This window comes from Chryseobacterium carnipullorum (assembly GCF_900142785.1).
In the GTDB taxonomy this organism is placed as follows: domain Bacteria; phylum Bacteroidota; class Bacteroidia; order Flavobacteriales; family Weeksellaceae; genus Chryseobacterium; species Chryseobacterium carnipullorum.
Window position 1 is genome coordinate 31,079 of the sequence record NZ_FRCD01000022.1, and the last position, 17,734, is coordinate 48,812.

General features: G+C 37.5%; 15 protein-coding genes. 10 read left to right on the forward strand and 5 right to left on the reverse strand.

All coding sequences use genetic code 11. The annotated features are described in order from the left end of the window. Window positions 1-104: 104 nt before the first annotated feature. The 3 genes from BUC06_RS20510 to BUC06_RS23935 form a co-directional block, all read right to left on the reverse strand. Window positions 105-557, reverse strand: a complete 453-nt coding sequence (locus tag BUC06_RS20510; RefSeq protein ID WP_073336028.1) for a GNAT family N-acetyltransferase — start codon at window positions 555-557, stop codon at window positions 105-107. A 91-nt stretch (window positions 558-648) separates the two neighbouring features. Continuing rightward, window positions 649-861, reverse strand: a complete 213-nt coding sequence (locus tag BUC06_RS20515) for an ArsR family transcriptional regulator (RefSeq protein ID WP_073336030.1) — start codon at window positions 859-861, stop codon at window positions 649-651. Window positions 862-1,040: 179 nt separating this feature from the next. Beyond that, window positions 1,041-1,193, reverse strand: a complete 153-nt coding sequence (locus BUC06_RS23935) for a bacteriocin-like protein (protein ID WP_167367447.1) — start codon at window positions 1,191-1,193, stop codon at window positions 1,041-1,043. A gap of 882 nt (window positions 1,194-2,075) precedes the next feature. Between BUC06_RS23935 and BUC06_RS20520 the strand changes: the two genes are divergently transcribed. Genes BUC06_RS20520 through BUC06_RS20525 form a run of 3 tightly spaced genes read left to right on the forward strand, consistent with a single transcriptional unit; the run spans window position 2,076 to window position 3,414 of the window. Then, window positions 2,076-2,864, forward strand: a complete 789-nt coding sequence (locus tag BUC06_RS20520) for a putative phage abortive infection protein (RefSeq protein WP_073336032.1) — start codon at window positions 2,076-2,078, stop codon at window positions 2,862-2,864. Beyond that, complete coding sequence (locus tag BUC06_RS23660; RefSeq protein ID WP_167367448.1) at window positions 2,858-3,103, forward strand: hypothetical protein; 246 nt, start codon at window positions 2,858-2,860, stop codon at window positions 3,101-3,103. Before BUC06_RS20520 ends, BUC06_RS23660 begins: the two co-directional genes overlap by 7 nt. A gap of 56 nt (window positions 3,104-3,159) precedes the next feature. Next, window positions 3,160-3,414, forward strand: coding sequence for a hypothetical protein (locus BUC06_RS20525; protein WP_073336034.1), 255 nt, complete (start codon window positions 3,160-3,162; stop codon window positions 3,412-3,414). Window positions 3,415-3,456: 42 nt separating this feature from the next. Here BUC06_RS20525 and BUC06_RS20530 read toward each other — a convergent pair whose 3' ends face one another. Both BUC06_RS20530 and BUC06_RS20535 read right to left on the reverse strand, forming a co-directional pair. Continuing rightward, window positions 3,457-4,713, reverse strand: coding sequence for an AbiH family protein (locus BUC06_RS20530; protein WP_073336036.1), 1,257 nt, complete (start codon window positions 4,711-4,713; stop codon window positions 3,457-3,459). A gap of 148 nt (window positions 4,714-4,861) precedes the next feature. Continuing rightward, window positions 4,862-5,143 (reverse strand): helix-turn-helix domain-containing protein, encoded by a 282-nt coding sequence (locus BUC06_RS20535; RefSeq protein WP_073336038.1) that lies wholly within the window; start codon window positions 5,141-5,143, stop codon window positions 4,862-4,864. A 419-nt stretch (window positions 5,144-5,562) separates the two neighbouring features. Between BUC06_RS20535 and BUC06_RS20540 the strand changes: the two genes are divergently transcribed. The 7 genes from BUC06_RS20540 to BUC06_RS20570 all read left to right on the forward strand — a co-directional run bounded on the left by BUC06_RS20540 (window position 5,563) and on the right by BUC06_RS20570 (window position 17,682). Further along, window positions 5,563-6,093 carry a hypothetical protein gene (locus tag BUC06_RS20540; RefSeq protein ID WP_073336040.1) on the forward strand — a complete coding sequence of 177 codons (531 nt, stop codon included), beginning with the start codon at window positions 5,563-5,565 and terminating at the stop codon, window positions 6,091-6,093. Window positions 6,094-7,490: 1,397 nt separating this feature from the next. After that, on the forward strand, window positions 7,491-8,666 hold the full coding sequence (locus BUC06_RS20545) for a hypothetical protein (protein ID WP_073336042.1): 1,176 nt from the start codon (window positions 7,491-7,493) through the stop codon (window positions 8,664-8,666). Window positions 8,667-8,684: 18 nt separating this feature from the next. Next, on the forward strand, window positions 8,685-11,885 hold the full coding sequence (locus BUC06_RS20550; protein ID WP_073336044.1) for an RCC1 domain-containing protein: 3,201 nt from the start codon (window positions 8,685-8,687) through the stop codon (window positions 11,883-11,885). Window positions 11,886-12,067: 182 nt separating this feature from the next. Next, window positions 12,068-15,646, forward strand: a complete 3,579-nt coding sequence (locus BUC06_RS20555; protein ID WP_073336046.1) for an RCC1 domain-containing protein — start codon at window positions 12,068-12,070, stop codon at window positions 15,644-15,646. A 141-nt stretch (window positions 15,647-15,787) separates the two neighbouring features. Next, complete coding sequence (locus BUC06_RS20560; RefSeq protein WP_073336048.1) at window positions 15,788-16,198, forward strand: 5-fold beta-flower protein; 411 nt, start codon at window positions 15,788-15,790, stop codon at window positions 16,196-16,198. Window positions 16,199-16,254: 56 nt separating this feature from the next. Continuing rightward, window positions 16,255-16,653, forward strand: a complete 399-nt coding sequence (locus tag BUC06_RS20565; protein WP_073336050.1) for a hypothetical protein — start codon at window positions 16,255-16,257, stop codon at window positions 16,651-16,653. A gap of 381 nt (window positions 16,654-17,034) precedes the next feature. Further along, window positions 17,035-17,682: a hypothetical protein gene (locus tag BUC06_RS20570; protein ID WP_139263410.1), complete on the forward strand. Its 648-nt coding sequence runs from the start codon at window positions 17,035-17,037 to the stop codon at window positions 17,680-17,682. Window positions 17,683-17,734 lie beyond the last annotated feature (52 nt).

The window sequence follows — 17,734 nt, forward strand, 5'->3', positions numbered from 1 at the left end:
TATCCGCTGCACAAAGTCTTCCGGCTTTGAGTCAGCAAAATAAAAAAAATCCTTTTAAAAAGCGGTTCCAAAGTCAGGAAACTTCGGAGAGGTGATATAATCCATTAAGCTTCAGTATTATCCATCATCATGGTATATTTATCAATTCCCTCACTAAATCCATCCGGTACAATCTCTATCGTTCTGAAACCGTTCTTTTTGTAAAACTCGGCCGTGTGCTGTGAGGTTTCAATTTTGTAAGGGATGGCAGGATAGGTTTTTTTTAGCAGATCAATCCGGTATTGGGTAAAGGCTTTTCCTATTCCTTTTCCATGATAATCGGCGCGAACCATTCCCCAGGATAATCCTGCTACATTATTTTTAGGATCTAGAAAAAAGCCACCACATCCTACGATCTGTTCATCCGTTTTTACCACGAAGTAGTTCTCTTCCGTATCATCGTCCAGAAAGCTTTCATAGAGCGGCAATTCTTCGATAGCAAAAAATTTAGGCAGATTGCTCCTGAAGATTTTGATACAATCTTCTCTGAAAATTTTGGTGTAATTGATGATTTTCATAAATATGAGTTGAGTAGTACCAAGATACAGTAAATTTTAATGATGACGGTTTCCATGTATTAGGATAGAAACAGGAATATTAAAATGGCTCTTAGATTTCTTCGGACTGGATTTTTGAAACATCAATTCCCAACGTTGTCAATCCTTTTATGCCGTCTTCAGTAATGTAAAAATGTTTGGCTTCGGGGTTTTCCTTTGCAATCCATCCCTTATGAATAAATTCTTCAAGGAGAAGCGTTCCCAGTTTTCCGCCAATATGGTTGTAGCAGGTTTTGGCTGGTTTTTTAGCTGTGTTTTGTTTCATGGTGATCTGGTTTTATGGTTTGGATTTTTGGAGCAGCAAGTTCAATTTTCTGGTCTGCCTGAAAGTTCTGCATCCCGGTTTTAAGTCATTACTAACACAAAGTTCGCCAATATTTCTGAAAAAAAGACTGTCCAGGTGACAGTCTCTGATCAAGATTTTGAGATAAATAAGATAAGCCTTTACACGCAGATTTCATTGACAGAAAGGCAGTAATAAGGCTGACGCGGAATACAGCATTTCCGATATCCCGGTAAACAGTTTTGAGTACACACTTCGATTCCACCATTAATGGAAACAAGTTTTTCTCTGGAAAGTTTTTTCAGATTTTTCATGGTATTAATTTTTTTGTGATTATGTTGTAAAAAGTTACTATTAAATTTGATATGATGGGAGAGTTTGCTGAAATAATTTTATTGGGAATTAAAATTTTTGTTGAGCGTTGAGTTAGTGAAATAAAATAATTCCTTTACACATAGTCTAAAATCGGAAAAATAGAAAGATAGGATTCTTAAAAAACACGGAGACTATTTGAATGAGAAAAAGTAAGCCTTATTTCTTAGAGGAAAATAAAAAGTTTGTAAAGTGGCTATCCATAGCATCTAGCTGAAAAATGTGGATAAAAAAGTAATAAAAAAGTAACAAAAAAGTAATTTGTATTACGGAAAATAGTAATTTTGACAAACAAAACCACCTCTCTTGAGAGGTGGGAATTGAAAAGAAATTACCAGAAGATTTCAAGAAGCTCCTTAACAAGCTTTGTTATTTGAACTGCTGGTTTTAAAATCTTAACAATTTTTTTTAAAGACTGTGTCATAGAATTTAAATTAATTGTTAATAATCAGAGGCTTAAGGTTGTAATGTAGTCTTGCAGGACTGCAATAATCTTAAGCCTTTCTGCTACAGACAAAGTTCGAGAAAAAGAACTGATTTTGGAAGGGGTAAATACTAATTGCCTGAATATTAGATCTAAAACTTTTCCACATTCACTTAAAACAGCCTTTAACACTATGCTTTGACCGAAAAAGCAGAATGTTTCCATAAAACAGGTTGTATTAAATTAAACGGAATTAATTACATCCTTAATTTACAGTGCTTTTCGTATTAAACAAAAATCCCCGACCGTAGCCGAGGATGAAACTAATAACCAAGAGTTACATTTTTTATTGAGTAAATAATCTTTTGTATATTCGAAAAAAACTAAAGTTTAATTTCACATGAAAGAAAATAATGATGGGAATATCCCTTTCTATATAGGCTTAGCCGTATTTTTCATATTCGCAGTACTTGGAATCACATACATGGTGCAAAATTCGAATAGCTATGATGAAAGGGGAACATTTGGCGATATGTTTGGATTTGCGAATGCAGCATTTACGGGTTTATCAGTTGTAGGTCTAATAGCAACTATATTACTGCAAAGGAATGATATTAATATTCAACGCAAAGAACTTCAAAAGCAAGCGGAATTAATTCAATCACAGAATTTTGAAAACACTTTTTTCCAAATGATGAATTTGTTTTACAAAGTAATAGAGCAAATATTTTATTCTGATGGTACAAATAAATTTTCAGGGAAAACAGCATTGAGTAATATCCATTATGCGTTGCTTAAATCTGCGCAAAAGTATAATTCTGAAAAACAAGAATTAGGATACGTGGATTATAGCGTTTCTTACTTTGCATTTACAGGTGACGAAATTAGAAGTCTGATAAGAGATCATTTTGATTTGCACAAAAACCAACTTTCTCACTATTACCGTACATTGTTTAGTATAATTAGTTTAATAGATTCAAGTCCTATTGTAAATAAAAATATTTATATAAATATTTTAACATCTCAACTATCAAGAACTGAATTAATGTTGCTGTTGTATTACGGTATTTATTCCGATAATGAAAGTCATTTAAATTTCATCGAAAAGTATTCACTTCTAAAAGACTTAGATAGGTCTAAATTAGTGTACCCAAGCATGACTGGAGCGTATACTAACCAAGGATGGTAAAAAATAAAGCCAAAATGACTTCAAAAGAATACACCGAATACGACCGCCTCACCCACGAAATGGAGCTACACTTTATAGCTCTCACTCCTCAATTTATGGAATACTGTGAGAATGTTATTTTCGGGGATGAAATCGAGGATCTCAGGTACTATTGTTTTCACTTCTACAATGTGATCTGGAATACAAAGCTGAGAATTTTGTGTACTGGCGAAATCAGATATTGCAGGATCCGGATTTAGCTCATAATGGAAGTTTTAGGAAGTATTTAATTTAAACAAAATAATAAATAAATTACATGACAACACAAGAAGCAAAAGACCTAATTTCAAAATGGATACAATTTAGAATGAATGATATTCATGATAGAGAGATTGATCTTAATGGAAGTTATGAGTTTTATATTGAAGGCGATGATCTTAAAGTAAGAGTATTTGACGACTCAAATTTACCTGAAGGACATCTTTCAATGCTCCATACATTAAAAAGAAGAATAAATGAAGAAAAAGTGTCTTACGAAAAGATGGATAATGAATTGAATGGAACTGTATAATAAAAAACATATATTTTAATAGAAAGCCCCTTAATTGGGGCCTTATAATGATTTTATTTCATAACGAACATTTTGGGGTAATGGCTTTGAAAGGCTTTTATCAACTACTTTTTCTCTCATCATTGACTTTTTATTAAAATGTCGAGAAATATTCTGAGATAACTCTGTAAAATTATCTTTTCCATCTCTTTCGTGATAGAAAATCTTAATAGATTTACAATTATTATGTTCGAATAATGTATTTAATAAGGTTCTATCAGATAGACCACATGAATGTCCCATTATGAATATTTGGTAGTCATCACTTTCAATCCAGTTCAGCAGATTTCTGTAGTTCGAATTATTAAAATACATAAATGATTTTATATTTTTCAAGAAGGCATTATCTCCAGTATTTTCCAACATCTTATAATGATCGTCCATTTCATCTCCAAAGCCAAAATTGATAGGGTTTTTTAGGTCGTTAATTTGCCCATGTATAGGTGTGTACATCATTTGACCGTAGCCCCGGCGTCCCATGTTGGACATTATGGAAACATAATTGGAGACATTACTAGTATAGTTGAAATCCACAAACATAGTTTGAAATGCATCATTTTTATATGGATCGATATCTGGATCGAACAACTTGTCGAATTCTATCAGACTATTCCTGTAGTTCGCAGGGAATTCTGAAAATAGATCATTATATGGTTGCTTTTCTAAGTTCTTAAAATGATATTCGAATAAACTTACTATCGATGCACACTTATCATATGTTTTATCAAAAATATAATTCTGTTCAACTTCGTTATCGATGTAAAAATGTAAAAGCTCTTTTATTTGTTCAAAATCTGCATTGAGCTTTTTAACAGTACCTAATTGACGAAACTTGTCATCCTCTTTAACAATTGATTTTAAAGCAGTGTAATATACATTTTCAATATCAACCCAATTTTCAATATTATTTACAGTAATCAACTCGAATAATTTATTACTAAAAGAAAATACAACACGCCAACTATCAAGGTTATGTTCTCGATAGAATACTTTAAATGTTGAATTGTAATTTGTTGATTCTTCAATTCTATAAGAACCTCTTGAAAAATGCCTGGAGACATAATCCTGAAAATCTGAATAATTCTCTAAGCCTCTATCTATTTTAAAACTCTTCGAGTCTAATTCGAAAAGATCAGTAATTAATTTACTGCCAATGTCTTTATTGAGATTTTTCCAAATCCAATTTAAAAAATTATTATATGATGTTGGTAGGCCATGTGCGAGATCAAATCCATTCCCGATAATAACAAGTCTATTCATGTATTAGTTTTATTTTAAAGTTAATTCTTTTCCTTTAAGTGCGAAGAAAAGGTTTTGTAATTGGTGAATGTATCTGATTACTAATTCATCATCGCAGTCTCCAATTTCAGTAACCATACTTTTTAAGGTCTGCAAATTAAAACTTTCGTCAGGATTGATGTATTAGTTTAATGTATTTTTTCATATCAAAATCAAAGAGTTCTTGTATCGTAACGTTGAGTTCTTTGCTGATTATAAGTAGAGTATCATATCGAGGATTCGTATTACCTCTTTCTAATTCTCCTATCGTTTTTTTTGCATGCCCGGTTCTTAAGCCCAGTTCTTCTTGTGAAATAGGCTTATTAGTCTTGGGATTGATAACTTTCTTTCTTAATTCAGAAATTCTATAACCAAGAGCTTTTTTATAGTTATTAAGTTCGAGTTCATTCATGAACTGTAAAATTCTAAGTTTGTAGTTAAATTTTAGGATACTTATATGTATCCTTTTTGTATTTTTTTATTATATTTGTAAAAGAGTTACAATAAAGTATCACGATACCATACAATAGGGTGTACAACCTATTGCGGCCTTAGAGCTTTCACGGGAACACAAATTTCGTATAGAGTCATCATTTATATAAGACTCAGCATAGATCAGTAGGCTGGAAGTTGAAACGATGCTTACACCGTACAAACAATTAAAGAACGTGAAGAGATTAAGATGACTTAAGTTCCCTCAAAGATCGATGAAGCAACTCGCTGAATCAATAGCTTCAGCTATGAACTTAACGATTCTTAAACCCTTAAAAAGTTCTTAATGGTTAAGAAAAATCACATTTATTTTTTCACCTGTTAAAAAAATACACACTCATGAAAAAGAACAGAACAGACTTTGACACCCGGTTTTGGGCAGTTCGCAGAAAGCACTCCGGACTCCAGCTGATGGAGACCTTTTTTCAGATCACTGATCTCGCTACCTCTAAAAAGAGACTCAACAGCATTATGAATTACGCGGTAAAAAGGGATCGCTGGATCAAAGAAGATCCATCCGTGATCTTTCACTTTCGCCAGTCGATGCAGTCGTTTATCCGGGCAGGTTATCTCATCACATTGAAGGAAAACAAATGGGCCGTCAATACTCAGACGGAAGATAGCTCTCCAATTCTTCTGGGTTTGCTTTCGGAGAAAGAATACCAAAATCCTCTGTTGGTCTTTAAAAAAGCTTTCAGAGAATACAGCGTACAGGAATTTGATTATTTTATGTCCGGAATGGTTTATTTCTCACTTGGCGTCTATGACAATCTTCCGGAAAGAAATATCGTGAGCCCATACATTCATCTGACTAAAATGCTGGATGCTGCACACCTCATTCTTGAAAGAAGACGAAAGAAATGCTGCTAAAGAATAGAATTTTTATTAACGCAAAGGTTTACGATCACGATGCATAAAGTAGGAGGCAAAGAAGGAATCAATCTTTGATTGATTCTATGAAGCGGATGGATCAAACGATCGCTTCATCCGCGGTGAAACCGTAACTCTTTGCTTTCCTAAAATCATCAGAATTTTATAAAACCTTTGCGTTAAAAAATCATCATCTTAGATATATTTATATAGTTTATTCCATAACGAATTCCTTGCTTAAAATCTTGATTTTCTTGCGCTTTAACCTATTCATAAAGCTAAAAAACCTTACGCCTTCACGATGTTCCAACCCATCAATCAGCAAACATTTATTAGAATAGAAGTTTTATTAACGCAAAGGTTTATTATCATCCTGCAAAGAATAGGAGGCCAAGAGGAAATCAATCCATGATTGATTTGATGAAGCGATCGTTTTATCCATCTGCTTCATCCGCGGTGAAACCGCAACTCTTTGCTTTCCTAAAAATCATCGGAATCTTATAAAACCTTTGCGTTAAAAAATCATCATTTTAGATATATTTATATAGTTTATTCCATAACGAATTCCTTGCTAAAAATCTTGATTTTCTTGCGCCTTAACCTATTCATGAAGCTAAAAACCTTGCGCCTTCGCGATGTTCCAACCCATCAATCAGTAAACATTTATTAGAATAGAGGTTTCATTAACGCAAAGGTTTACTGTTATTAAAAAAAATTCGTTAAAAAAATGAATATACTTTCCAAATTTCGTTTAAATCCTGTTTTTAGTCTCTGAAAATGAATAGATACCACAAATGAGCAAATAATTATTATTTTTTGATCAACAATTTGATGGATTCACAATAAAAATATACTTTTGCACTCAACAACATAAAATCTAAATCGATGGAAGTGTTGTTTTTACTTAAAAAAACTAAAAACCAAACTAAACTTGAAAACGAATTAAAATTATTAAACATGAACAAAACTACACGCTATCTCTGCTAACTCATCAAAACTAATTGTTCCGACAATTTAAAACAACACTAAGTCCTTAAAAATTTTTGGATTCCAAAGTCGTATTTAATCCATATGGCTTACTCGATTATTTCCTCAAATAAAGGAAACAATACCACGTCATGATAAAAATGACAGGTATTCAGCTATCGGTTCGGGAAAAGAAATGCCTTGCGATGCAGGAGGAAGCTTGCTGTTGTTCCAATGATGAGGCACACCATTTAATCTACAAAATACTTTTAAAATCAATGTTGATTCATTGATTACGGCCTTTGTTTTTGTATGAATTCATCGGATTTGTATTAATCATTTTTAATGGAGCTCAGAAACCATTCAAATGAATTTAAGGATTTTAAAATCAAATACATATTAAATATTAAACTGTTAACTTTTACACTATTATGACAAAAAAACTATTTACGATTGCCTTGACAAGCTTATTCAGCACGACGGCTTTTGCGGCAGACCTCTATGTTAGAAATGGCGGGGCAGGCGGCGCTTATTCTACCGTAAGTGCAGCCATTACAGCTGCTTCAGATGGAGACCGCATCATCATTCAGCCCAAAACCAACGGGACTGCGTATGTGGAAAACCTTACCATCAACAAATCACTGACTTTTGTTTCCGAAACCAGTTACAACAGATATTTTATTCAGGGAACCGTTACGATCAATCCGGCACCGGGAAGAATAGTGAATATCAGTAGTTTGAGTTCCGGGAACTTTACCATCTATAACGTAGTGGCAAGTGGACCAACAACCGGAGGAAGAACGACCATCAATCTGTATAACTGTTATTTGAATAATGTTACCACCAACCAAGCCAACACGACCACCAACGTTTCGGGGTGTACGGTTTCGGGAGGTATTAGTTTTTCTCATGGGAGAATTACGGCTAATAAAGCACAAGGTATTAGCGTCAATTCTACCACGACAGATACCGTTCCTGCAACAACTGATGTAGAAGTCTATGGAAATAAATCCGATTTTGGGTTGACGCACTCCCAATCCAATTATAATTTTAAATTCTACAATAATTTTTGTCGTGGGGTATTTGTGTATGCTATTAAAACAGGTAGCAGCAACGAAATCATTAATAATACCATCTATGATCCTAATGGCGGTGATGTAGCACCATTTTTTATCAACTTAAATAATGGAAACACCGGAAATATTGCCATTATGAATAATGCAGCTTCTTTCGTAGTAGGTCAAACTGATGTTTGTATTAGAAACAATAATAATGCTACTGTAACAGCTTCTTATAATGTATTTACCAATGCGTTTGTAACAGAAGGTGCTATCACCCAGAGTAACAATTCAGGAGCAGTCAATATGAATTTTAACAATACAGATTACACCATCAGTGGAATGAATGTCAATGCCGGAAATCCTGACGTAAGCTACACTGATTTAGACTTAACAAGAAATGACGCAGGTCACTACGGAGGATCTAACAGTTTTGCTAATTATTGGCCGGCAGACAGCGGTGGTAAACCTCAGGTAAGCTATTTGCTAACTCCGAGAACGGTTACCAGTGGTACGTTGAATATCACCGGAACTGGTTTTTCTAAATAATTTTTAATCATACCTAAGATGAATAAATATATCTACAGTATCATCGCTTTGCTTATGCTCATGTTGTGCCCGGCACAGATGTACGTCAGCCAGGCCGAGTATTTTTGGGATACCGATCCGGGAACAGGAAACGGAACTGCCGTTTTAGCTGCGGATGGGAATCTCAACAGTGCTTTTGAACAATTGACCAAAACGGGGATTGCTACACCAGGTAATGGTTTGCATAAACTTAATATCCGTATTAAAGACAATACTGGGGTTTGGGGACCTGTTTTTACGAATATTATTAATGTTCAGCAAAATCAGACCTCTACGCTCATGGCTCTTTCACAAGCCGAGTATTTCTGGGATACCGATCCGGGAGCAGGAAACGGAACAGCAGTTCTGGCTGCAGACGGTAACTTTGACAGGGCTTATGAGCAGCTGGTAAAGACAGGAATTGCCCTGCCATCCATTGGATTGCATACCTTTAATATCCGTGTGAAAGATAACAACGGGACCTGGGGACCTGTTTTTAAAAATGTTATTAAAGTAGAAACGCCAGCTTCCTCAAGTTGTTGGCAGAGTCTTAGTGCAGGAGGTCAGTATTCAATGGGAATAAAAACCGATGGAACACTTTGGGCCTGGGGAGATAATGAATTTGGGCAACTAGGAGACGGAACCACCATTGACAGAGATATCGCTACTCAAATAGGAACAGCAACGGATTGGAAAAGCGTTGATGCTGGAGCTCAGCATACATTCGCCATTAAAACAGATGGAACGATGTGGGGATGGGGACGTAACAATTACGGACAACTAGGAGATGGAACTACAACGGATAAATTTGCACCTGTTCAAATAGGACAGGGAACAGACTGGCAAAGTGTTCAGGGTGAAACTTACGGGACGTTTGCGATAAAAACAGATGGAACACTTTGGGGTTGGGGACATAATTATTATGGACAAGTGGGAGATGGAACCACCATAGAGAGACTTGTTCCAACCCGAGTAGGAACAGCTTCTAATTGGAAAAGTGTTACGCCTGGTATAATACATACTCTTGCGATAAAAACAGATGGAACACTTTGGGGTTGGGGATATAATTTTTATGGACAGCTGGGAGATGGAACCAATGGCAATAAAATTGTTCCCACTCAAATCGGAACAGCTTCTAATTGGAAAAGTGTTGATGCAGGTGCCCACTATTCCGCTGCCATAAAAACAGATGGAACTCTATGGGCGTGGGGAGATAACACCTACGGGCAAGTAGGTGACGGAACCACTACTGTTAAATGGAATCCAACTAAAATAGGAATGGACACCAATTGGCTAAGTGTAGATGCTGCCAATGCTTTTACTATTGCGAATAAAACAGATGGAACACTTTGGTCATGGGGTAACAACTCCAGTGGACAGTTAGCTAATGGTACAAGTGGTGGAGCAAGTATTATATCGCCTACACAGGCCGGCTCCTCTTCAGACAACATACAGATTTTTGCAGGATCTTATCATATTCTTGTAAAAAATACTGACGGCTTCCTAAAAGCTTCTGGACAAGGTGGTTTTGGACAGTTGGGTGACGGTACAGGCACTCAGAAGAATACACTTACTGCTATTGCTTGTCCTTCCAATTGTGCTGCTCCAATGCAGTTTTCAACCATTAACGTTACTTCTTCAACGGCTACTATTAAATGGACGGCATCAACCCCAACGCCAAATGGAGGGTATATGATTCTTTATAGTACCCATCCAATTGTTGGAGGTATTAATACAAGTACGTTTTCTACAGCCGTTAATTTGTCAAAGTTATTACCGGATACCACTTACTATTGGTGGGTAGCGTCTCGTTGTGCAACCAGCCAGGGTAACTGGACATCGGGAGGATCATTTACTACGCTTCCTACAACTGAAACAGGATGTTGGCAAAGTGTGAGCTCGGCAAGTCTTCATTCGGCAGGAATAAAAGCAGACGGAACGCTATGGGCATGGGGAAATAACAATTATGGTCAACTGGGAGTTGCTATTTCAGGTCCACAAAATACCCCGAAACAAATAGGAACGGCAAAAAACTGGACAAGTGTTACTACAGGAGATGATTATACGTTAGCTTTAAAATCTAATGGAACTCTTTGGGCTTGGGGTAAAAATAATTATGGACAATTAGGGGATGGAACGACGACTAACAGAACCAGCCCAACGCAAATAGGAACCGCATCAGACTGGGTACGTATTGCTGCAGGAGAAGATTATACATTGGCCTTAAGATCTAATGGAATACTTTGGGCCTGGGGACATAATGATAAAGGACAATTAGGAGACGGTACGATCATAGATAAAAATATACCGATCCAAATTGGAACAGCAAATAATTGGAAAATTATCGCACCGGGACGGAGACATGCTCTCGCCATAAAAACAGATGGAACACTTTGGGCCTGGGGATATAACTGGCGTGGGCAAATAGGTGATGGAACTACAACCACAAGAACTTCCCCTCTTCAAGTGGGAATTGCTACGAACTGGAAAAATATTGCTGCCGGATATGCTCATTCGCTGGCCATAAAAACAGATGGAACGCTTTGGGGTTGGGGATATAATTCCTTGGGACAATTAGGAGATGGAACCAGAACCGATAGATTTACTCCTGTCAGAATAGGAACAGCAACAAATTGGCTAAGTATTGCTACAGGCAGTGATCATTCTGGAGGATTAAAAACAGATGGAACACTTTGGGCGTGGGGAGATAATTACGTGGGACAGTTAGGAGATGGAACTTTAACGCACAGAATTATTCCTGTACAAACAGGAACAGCTTCTGACAAGCAAAGTATTGCAGCAGGTACCTCTAGTATATTTACTATAAATACCAATGGATTTTTATCCAGCTGTGGCTCTAATTCCAATGGTCAGATAGGGGATGGTTCATTTACTCAAAGGAAAATTTTTGTGCCTGTTGCTTGCCCTGTAAGTGCTGCTTTAGGAGTGGATGACGTTTCAACACAAGCAGATCAGCTGAAAGTGTATCCGAATCCTGTACATGATATCCTGACGGTTTCTTTTGATCAAAAGATTCTTTCGGTTACGGTTTACAATGCGGCAGGACAGTTGGTATTTACTAAAGTGATCAATGATACCAAAGGAACGGTTGATTTTTCTGGATTCGCATCAGGGGTTTATCTTCTTGAAGTAAATGCCGGCAGTAATACTGTGAAAACGGTAAAAATCATTAAAAGATAAATGTTAAAATGTTAAAATTTTAATACAACAGCTAAGGTTTTTTGGGGGTTTTATGTTTTTTTAAAGACAGGAATGAATCCATTAAACTTTAGCGGGCTTGTAATGAAATAGCTCCATAGTATTTTACTTAAAAATTGAGAACAAAATTGAAAATTAAAAAAATATATTAACATAAAATTAAAATGAGAAGAGTATACTTTTTATTGCTAATTTTCCTTTATAGTATTGTCTCTGCGCAATTTACGTACACAGCGTACAATACTTCAAATTCGGGGATAAGCAGCAATAACATCAGTGATATTAAGATTGATAATACCGGTTTGCTGTGGATAGCCACCAACAATGGAATCTCAACATTCAACGGAACTGTCTTTACCAATTACAACACAGGTAATTCTGGGATTGCATCCAATGCTATCAAAGAAATAGAAATTGATGGTTTAGGAAGAAAATGGATGGCGACCCAGAACAATGGGATTGTCTTATTGAACGGAACGACATGGACGAACTACACCACCGCCAATTCCGGACTGCCCAGCAATGCAATTAAAAATATTGCTGTAGACACAGCCAATAATTTATGGGTGATAACCACAGACGGACTTACTAAATTTAATGGAACCACATGGACTACGGATTCTTCATTTCCCAATATCAACTCATTAAAGACTGACAGCAGCAATGGAGTTTGGGTGACCAATAATGGAGCTTTGTATAAATATAATGGGACCAATTTTAATTTCATCGTACAGGATGCCGAAAAAGTAGTGAAAATTGATGATAATATCGTGTATGTTGACACCAATAGCGGCATGCTTACTTACTCTACTACGGGAACTTTACTCAACACGTATTCTATAGGGAGCTCTTGCGTGGGAAATTCTTCAATAAATACCCTTGATGTGGATAGTAACAATGAAGTATGGATTGGCTATGGAGGAAGCGGATTGCAAAACTTTAGTGATTGCGTTACCTATACCTCGGCCAGTGCCGGCCTTCCCAACAACTCTCTCAACGTTGTGAAGACCCAGAACACCAATACGATCTGGATAGGATATACACAGCAGGGACTCGTGAAAGCGGTTCCTCAAAACGCAACAGGCTGCTGGCAAATGATCAGTGCCGGAGAATATTATTCTGCAGGTATCAAAACAGACGGTACCTTATGGGTATGGGGGAGTAATTCTTCCAGCCAGCTTGGAGACGGAGGAGTTATCCGAAGAAATGCTCCGATGCAGGTTGGAACAGCAAGCGACTGGAAAACAGTAAGTACCGGATATGACCATACAGTGGCCATTAAGACCGATGGAACGCTATGGGCCTGGGGAGCAAACCGATATGGACAGTTGGGGAATAACACGACCATCATGAGGACTACTCCTATCAAAATAGGAACAGCAACCAATTGGAAAGCTGTTAGTGCCGGAGATTCCCATACATTAGCCCTTAAAACAGACGGAACGCTCTGGTCCTGGGGCAGGAATTATGACGGACAGCTAGGAGATGGATCCAAGATCGACCGATTTATTCCGTTCAAAGTTGGAAACGGTACCAATTGGGATAAAATATCTGCCGGAGACTATTATTCTGTAGGTATCAAAACAGACGGAACCTTATGGACCTGGGGGAGAAATACCAACGGAGAATTAGGGAATGGAACTAATGTAACTACGATCTATGATGTTTCTCCAAAACAGGTAGGAACTGCTACGAACTGGCTGAAGATATCCGCAGGAGGGAGCCATACATTAGCTCTAAAATCTACCGGAACCCTTTGGGGATGGGGATCCAATGGATCAGGTCAGTTGGGAGACGGAACCACAGTTTCTAAAAAAGTTCCAACCCAAATCGGAACAGGAAGCAATTGGATCCGTATTGCTGCAGCATCAGGACAATCTGTGGGAATAAGAACAGGAGGAACACTCTGGGGCTGGGGTAGCAATTACTCCGGAATGTTTGGAAGCGGGACAGCGAACATTACATCACCTACACAATTGGGCTCCACTACAGACAATATGATGATTTCCAGCGGAGATTCGCATTTTCTTAACCTTACTTTTTCCGGATCTTTAAGAACTGTCGGAGCCAACACCAGTGGCCAGTTGGGTGATGGTACCTTTGTGGAAAAAAACACACTCATATCTATACCTTGTCCTTCAAACTGTGCTGTTCCAACGCAGCTTTCTGCCACTAATATTACTTCGGGGACAGCTACCCTTAACTGGACTGCACCAACACCGGCACCAGCTAACGGATATCTGTATGCATACAGCACCAACCCAATTATTGGAGGTATCTATGAAACATCGACTTCTCCAACAGTCAATTTGAATAATCTGTTGCCTGGGACTACTTACTATTACTGGGTAGCAGCTCATTGCGCAACAAGCCAGACAAGCTGGATTCCGGGTGGTACCTTTACCACACTTTCCGGTGGCACAGGCTGCTGGAACACAGTAGTTTCCGGATATAACTATACTTTCGGAACGAAAACAGACGGAACATTATGGGGATGGGGAATTAATGAAGACGGACAATTAGGAGATGGGACTACAACTAATAGAGCGACTCCAACACCTATAGCCATTTCAGGGGTCTGGAAAATAGCTACCGCAAATAAGCATACCGTGATTATTAAAACAGATGGAACGCTATGGGCCTGGGGTAATAACCAATTCGGACAATTGGGAGACGGAACTACCAACAACAGAACGACTCCGTTGAAAATAGGCTCGGCAAACGACTGGGTAAGTGTTGCCGTTGGAGATTATTTTACGTTAGCCCTAAAAGCCAATGGAACATTATGGGCCTGGGGACATAATTACTATGGTAATTACGGAGACGGAAGTACCTACAGCAGAACTGTACCCACACAGGTAGGAACTGCCGCTGACTGGCGAAGTATTGCTGCCGGAGACGATCATGCTTTAGGAATAAAAACAGACGGAACCTTGTGGGCATGGGGTAAGAATTATGACGGACAGTTAGGAAACGAAAATACAACCAGTAAAACAACGCCTGTAAGAATAACAATGGCGACAAACTGGAAAAGTGTTGATGCTGCCGGAGATCACTCTATGGCTATGAAAACAGATGGAACTATTTGGAGCTGGGGCAGTAATTTATCCGGGCAGCTGGGGAACGGATCCAGAGATTCCAGAACATCGCCGGGTCAGATAGGAACAGCTACCGATTGGAAAAGTTTTGACATGGGGAATTTTAATGGGATAGCCATCAAAACAGACGGAACCCTATGGTCTTGGGGAAGTAGTGAGCTGGGACAAATAGGAGACGGTACGGGCCTCACGGCACTAAGCCCCGTACTTATTGGGACGGCTACCGACAGAAAAACGGCGGCGGCAGGGAGTCATAATTCATTTGTTATCAGTAACAGCGGATTTTTATCAGGGAGCGGCGATAATAGAAAGAGCCAGCTCGGAGATGGGACCCTTATCCAAAGAAGAATTTTTAGTCCTATTGGCTGTGCGTCAGGTGCTGTTTTAAGAACTGATGAGGTTTCAACACAGAAAGATCTGCTGAAAGTATTCCCGAATCCTGTGAATGATATCCTAACGGTTTCTTTTGACGAAAAGATACTTTCCGTTACGGTTTACAATATGGCAGGACAACAGGTACTTACTAAAGATATCAATGATACGAAAGGAACTATTGATGTTTCCTCATTCGTTTCAGGAGTTTATCTGGTGAAAGTAAATGCAGTGAACGGCTTTGCAAAAACTGTAAAAGTGATCAAACGATAAACATGATCAATGATCGTGCGGAAGCAGGATCTATAAAAAATAGCGCCACTTATTTGTAAGTGGCGCTGTTTTTTTAAAACGAATCGTTATTTTTAAAACATCAAAAAAATTAAAATAATAACTCATTAAAATTTTAAAACCATGAAAAAATTAGGAATTATTGGTTTTTTTCTCTTCAGTCTTTCGATAATAAGTGCACAGACCATAGAATCGGGAAACCGAAGCACAACAGGCTACATCAAATCAGACGGAACCATTGAAAACAGCAGCCGTTCCACGGTCGGGTACATCAAGTCAGACGGAACCATCGAGAATAAAAGCCGCTCGACCATCGGTTATATCAAAAGTGACGGAACCATAGAAAACAAAAGCCGTTCTACGGTAGGTTACGTTAAAAAAGACGGGACTATAGAAAACAGCAGCCGTTCAACCATTGGTTACATCAAAGACGATGGAACTGTTGAAAACAGCAGTCGCAGCACGATTGGCTATGCCAGAGGAATTAAAAAAGAGTGGGCAGCGGTCGTGTATTTCTTTTTTAAGTTAGATTAGTCATCGATCAAAGAACTGCCTTAAAACCTCTATTGAAAGATTATAAATACTAAAAGATGAAACTGAATATTTCTTACCATCTTGAAGAAAACCGCTTGACACTGCCTATAGAAATCACTAACGATACCGATAAGGACCAGACCTTTTACTTTTATAATGGCACAGGCGCGTTGGCCAGGAACGGAATAAGACTTTTTAATACAAGGGATGAACAGATAGAGCCTTATGAAAGAGCTTTTATATCTCCCAAATATACTGGTGACAAGGTGAACGCTGATCTATTGGCTCCCAATGAAACAGGACATTTTGAATTACCGGCTAAAATTGTAGAAGAAGACGGGGAACTGCTTTTATCTTTCAAAGGAATCTCATTCAGGATCGTAAGGAATGAAAAGTTTTATCTCACGTTTAATTTTTTAGGGGGAACATCTAATTTGCTGGAAGTCGTGGTTTAAGTTGAATCATTCATAAAGCTGTTTAGGCTATTTTATATATACTTTCAATCGAAGATTTAACGAAATTAAAAGTCACAAAAGCTTTTTTAAACACTTAAGTTATTTTAAGTTTCAAACTTTGCGAATATCAAGTACACCTAAGTTGTAGAAAAATCTTTGATTTTTTTCTCAAGTGAACTTATTGATCAAAGAAGATATTAACCTTTCTCAAGTGTACTCAAGTGTTTTAAAATAACAGGTTGCATGAACTTCATTGGGTTTGAAGAATTGCTGATCTGCAAAAGATTATACAAGTGCCTTGCCAAAAAGAAAAATTGTATTTTTAAAATATTGAAATGAATAATTCCTTTATTGTTCAACCCAATCATAAAAGCTGATAAAATGAATAACGAACTCCATAAACTCCTTTACTACTACAATGAGGAAGGATATGAAGGATACGATTTAAATGAAGTACAACTCCTTGAAAAAAAAGATTCTGACAGGATTGAAAAATTAAAACTGCTTCTTCACCATGAAGACCGGTATATTGCTTATCATGCCATGCTTATTTTACTTGCATGGTCTATACCGGAAGGGTTTGAACTCCTTGATCGGTTCATTACTGAAAAATGGGAAGAAAAAGAGAGCTTTGAACCTCACAGACTCCATGGTGAAGATAATGTCTATGATGTCATCACCAATGCATTGTACATTTCAACGTTCAATGGAAAAACCGAACAGGAATTATATCCTTTTATCAAACAGTTTTTACATCGGTATGGTGACCGGTTCTTTGAATCTAACCTGAAGGATTTTCTCTCAAAGAAAGATTGCGGGCCGCTTTTGAAGGAAATGGAACAGGCCATGCAAAAGACTTTAGAAAATAAACGGTATTACCAGGCCAGTCAGTTATTTCCGGTACTTGTTCATTATGACAAAAACACATGGAGAAAATACCTGGATACTTTTCGGTCTTTGATCAGTCAGGATAACAGAGTTGCGTACAATATACAGGAAGCCGAAAAAACAGCTGATAATCTTCTATAAGACGGTGAACCTCTATTATAAAATGCATGATCATTCAATCTCTAAATGAGCG

Bases quoted from the DNA above. Each gene is read 5' to 3' on its own strand.
- BUC06_RS20510 (WP_073336028.1), bottom strand. From the start codon at position 557: ATGAAAATCATCAATTACACCAAAATTTTCAGAGAAGATTGTATCAAA.
- BUC06_RS20515 (WP_073336030.1), bottom strand. From the start codon at position 861: ATGAAACAAAACACAGCTAAAAAACCAGCCAAAACCTGCTACAACCAT.
- BUC06_RS23935 (WP_167367447.1), bottom strand. From the start codon at position 1,193: ATGAAAAATCTGAAAAAACTTTCCAGAGAAAAACTTGTTTCCATTAAT.
- BUC06_RS20520 (WP_073336032.1), top strand. From the start codon at position 2,076: ATGAAAGAAAATAATGATGGGAATATCCCTTTCTATATAGGCTTAGCC.
- BUC06_RS23660 (WP_167367448.1), top strand. From the start codon at position 2,858: ATGGTAAAAAATAAAGCCAAAATGACTTCAAAAGAATACACCGAATAC.
- BUC06_RS20525 (WP_073336034.1), top strand. From the start codon at position 3,160: ATGACAACACAAGAAGCAAAAGACCTAATTTCAAAATGGATACAATTT.
- BUC06_RS20530 (WP_073336036.1), bottom strand. From the start codon at position 4,713: ATGAATAGACTTGTTATTATCGGGAATGGATTTGATCTCGCACATGGC.
- BUC06_RS20535 (WP_073336038.1), bottom strand. From the start codon at position 5,143: ATGAATGAACTCGAACTTAATAACTATAAAAAAGCTCTTGGTTATAGA.
- BUC06_RS20540 (WP_073336040.1), top strand. From the start codon at position 5,563: ATGAAAAAGAACAGAACAGACTTTGACACCCGGTTTTGGGCAGTTCGC.
- BUC06_RS20545 (WP_073336042.1), top strand. From the start codon at position 7,491: ATGACAAAAAAACTATTTACGATTGCCTTGACAAGCTTATTCAGCACG.
- BUC06_RS20550 (WP_073336044.1), top strand. From the start codon at position 8,685: ATGAATAAATATATCTACAGTATCATCGCTTTGCTTATGCTCATGTTG.
- BUC06_RS20555 (WP_073336046.1), top strand. From the start codon at position 12,068: ATGAGAAGAGTATACTTTTTATTGCTAATTTTCCTTTATAGTATTGTC.
- BUC06_RS20560 (WP_073336048.1), top strand. From the start codon at position 15,788: ATGAAAAAATTAGGAATTATTGGTTTTTTTCTCTTCAGTCTTTCGATA.
- BUC06_RS20565 (WP_073336050.1), top strand. From the start codon at position 16,255: ATGAAACTGAATATTTCTTACCATCTTGAAGAAAACCGCTTGACACTG.
- BUC06_RS20570 (WP_139263410.1), top strand. From the start codon at position 17,035: ATGAATAACGAACTCCATAAACTCCTTTACTACTACAATGAGGAAGGA.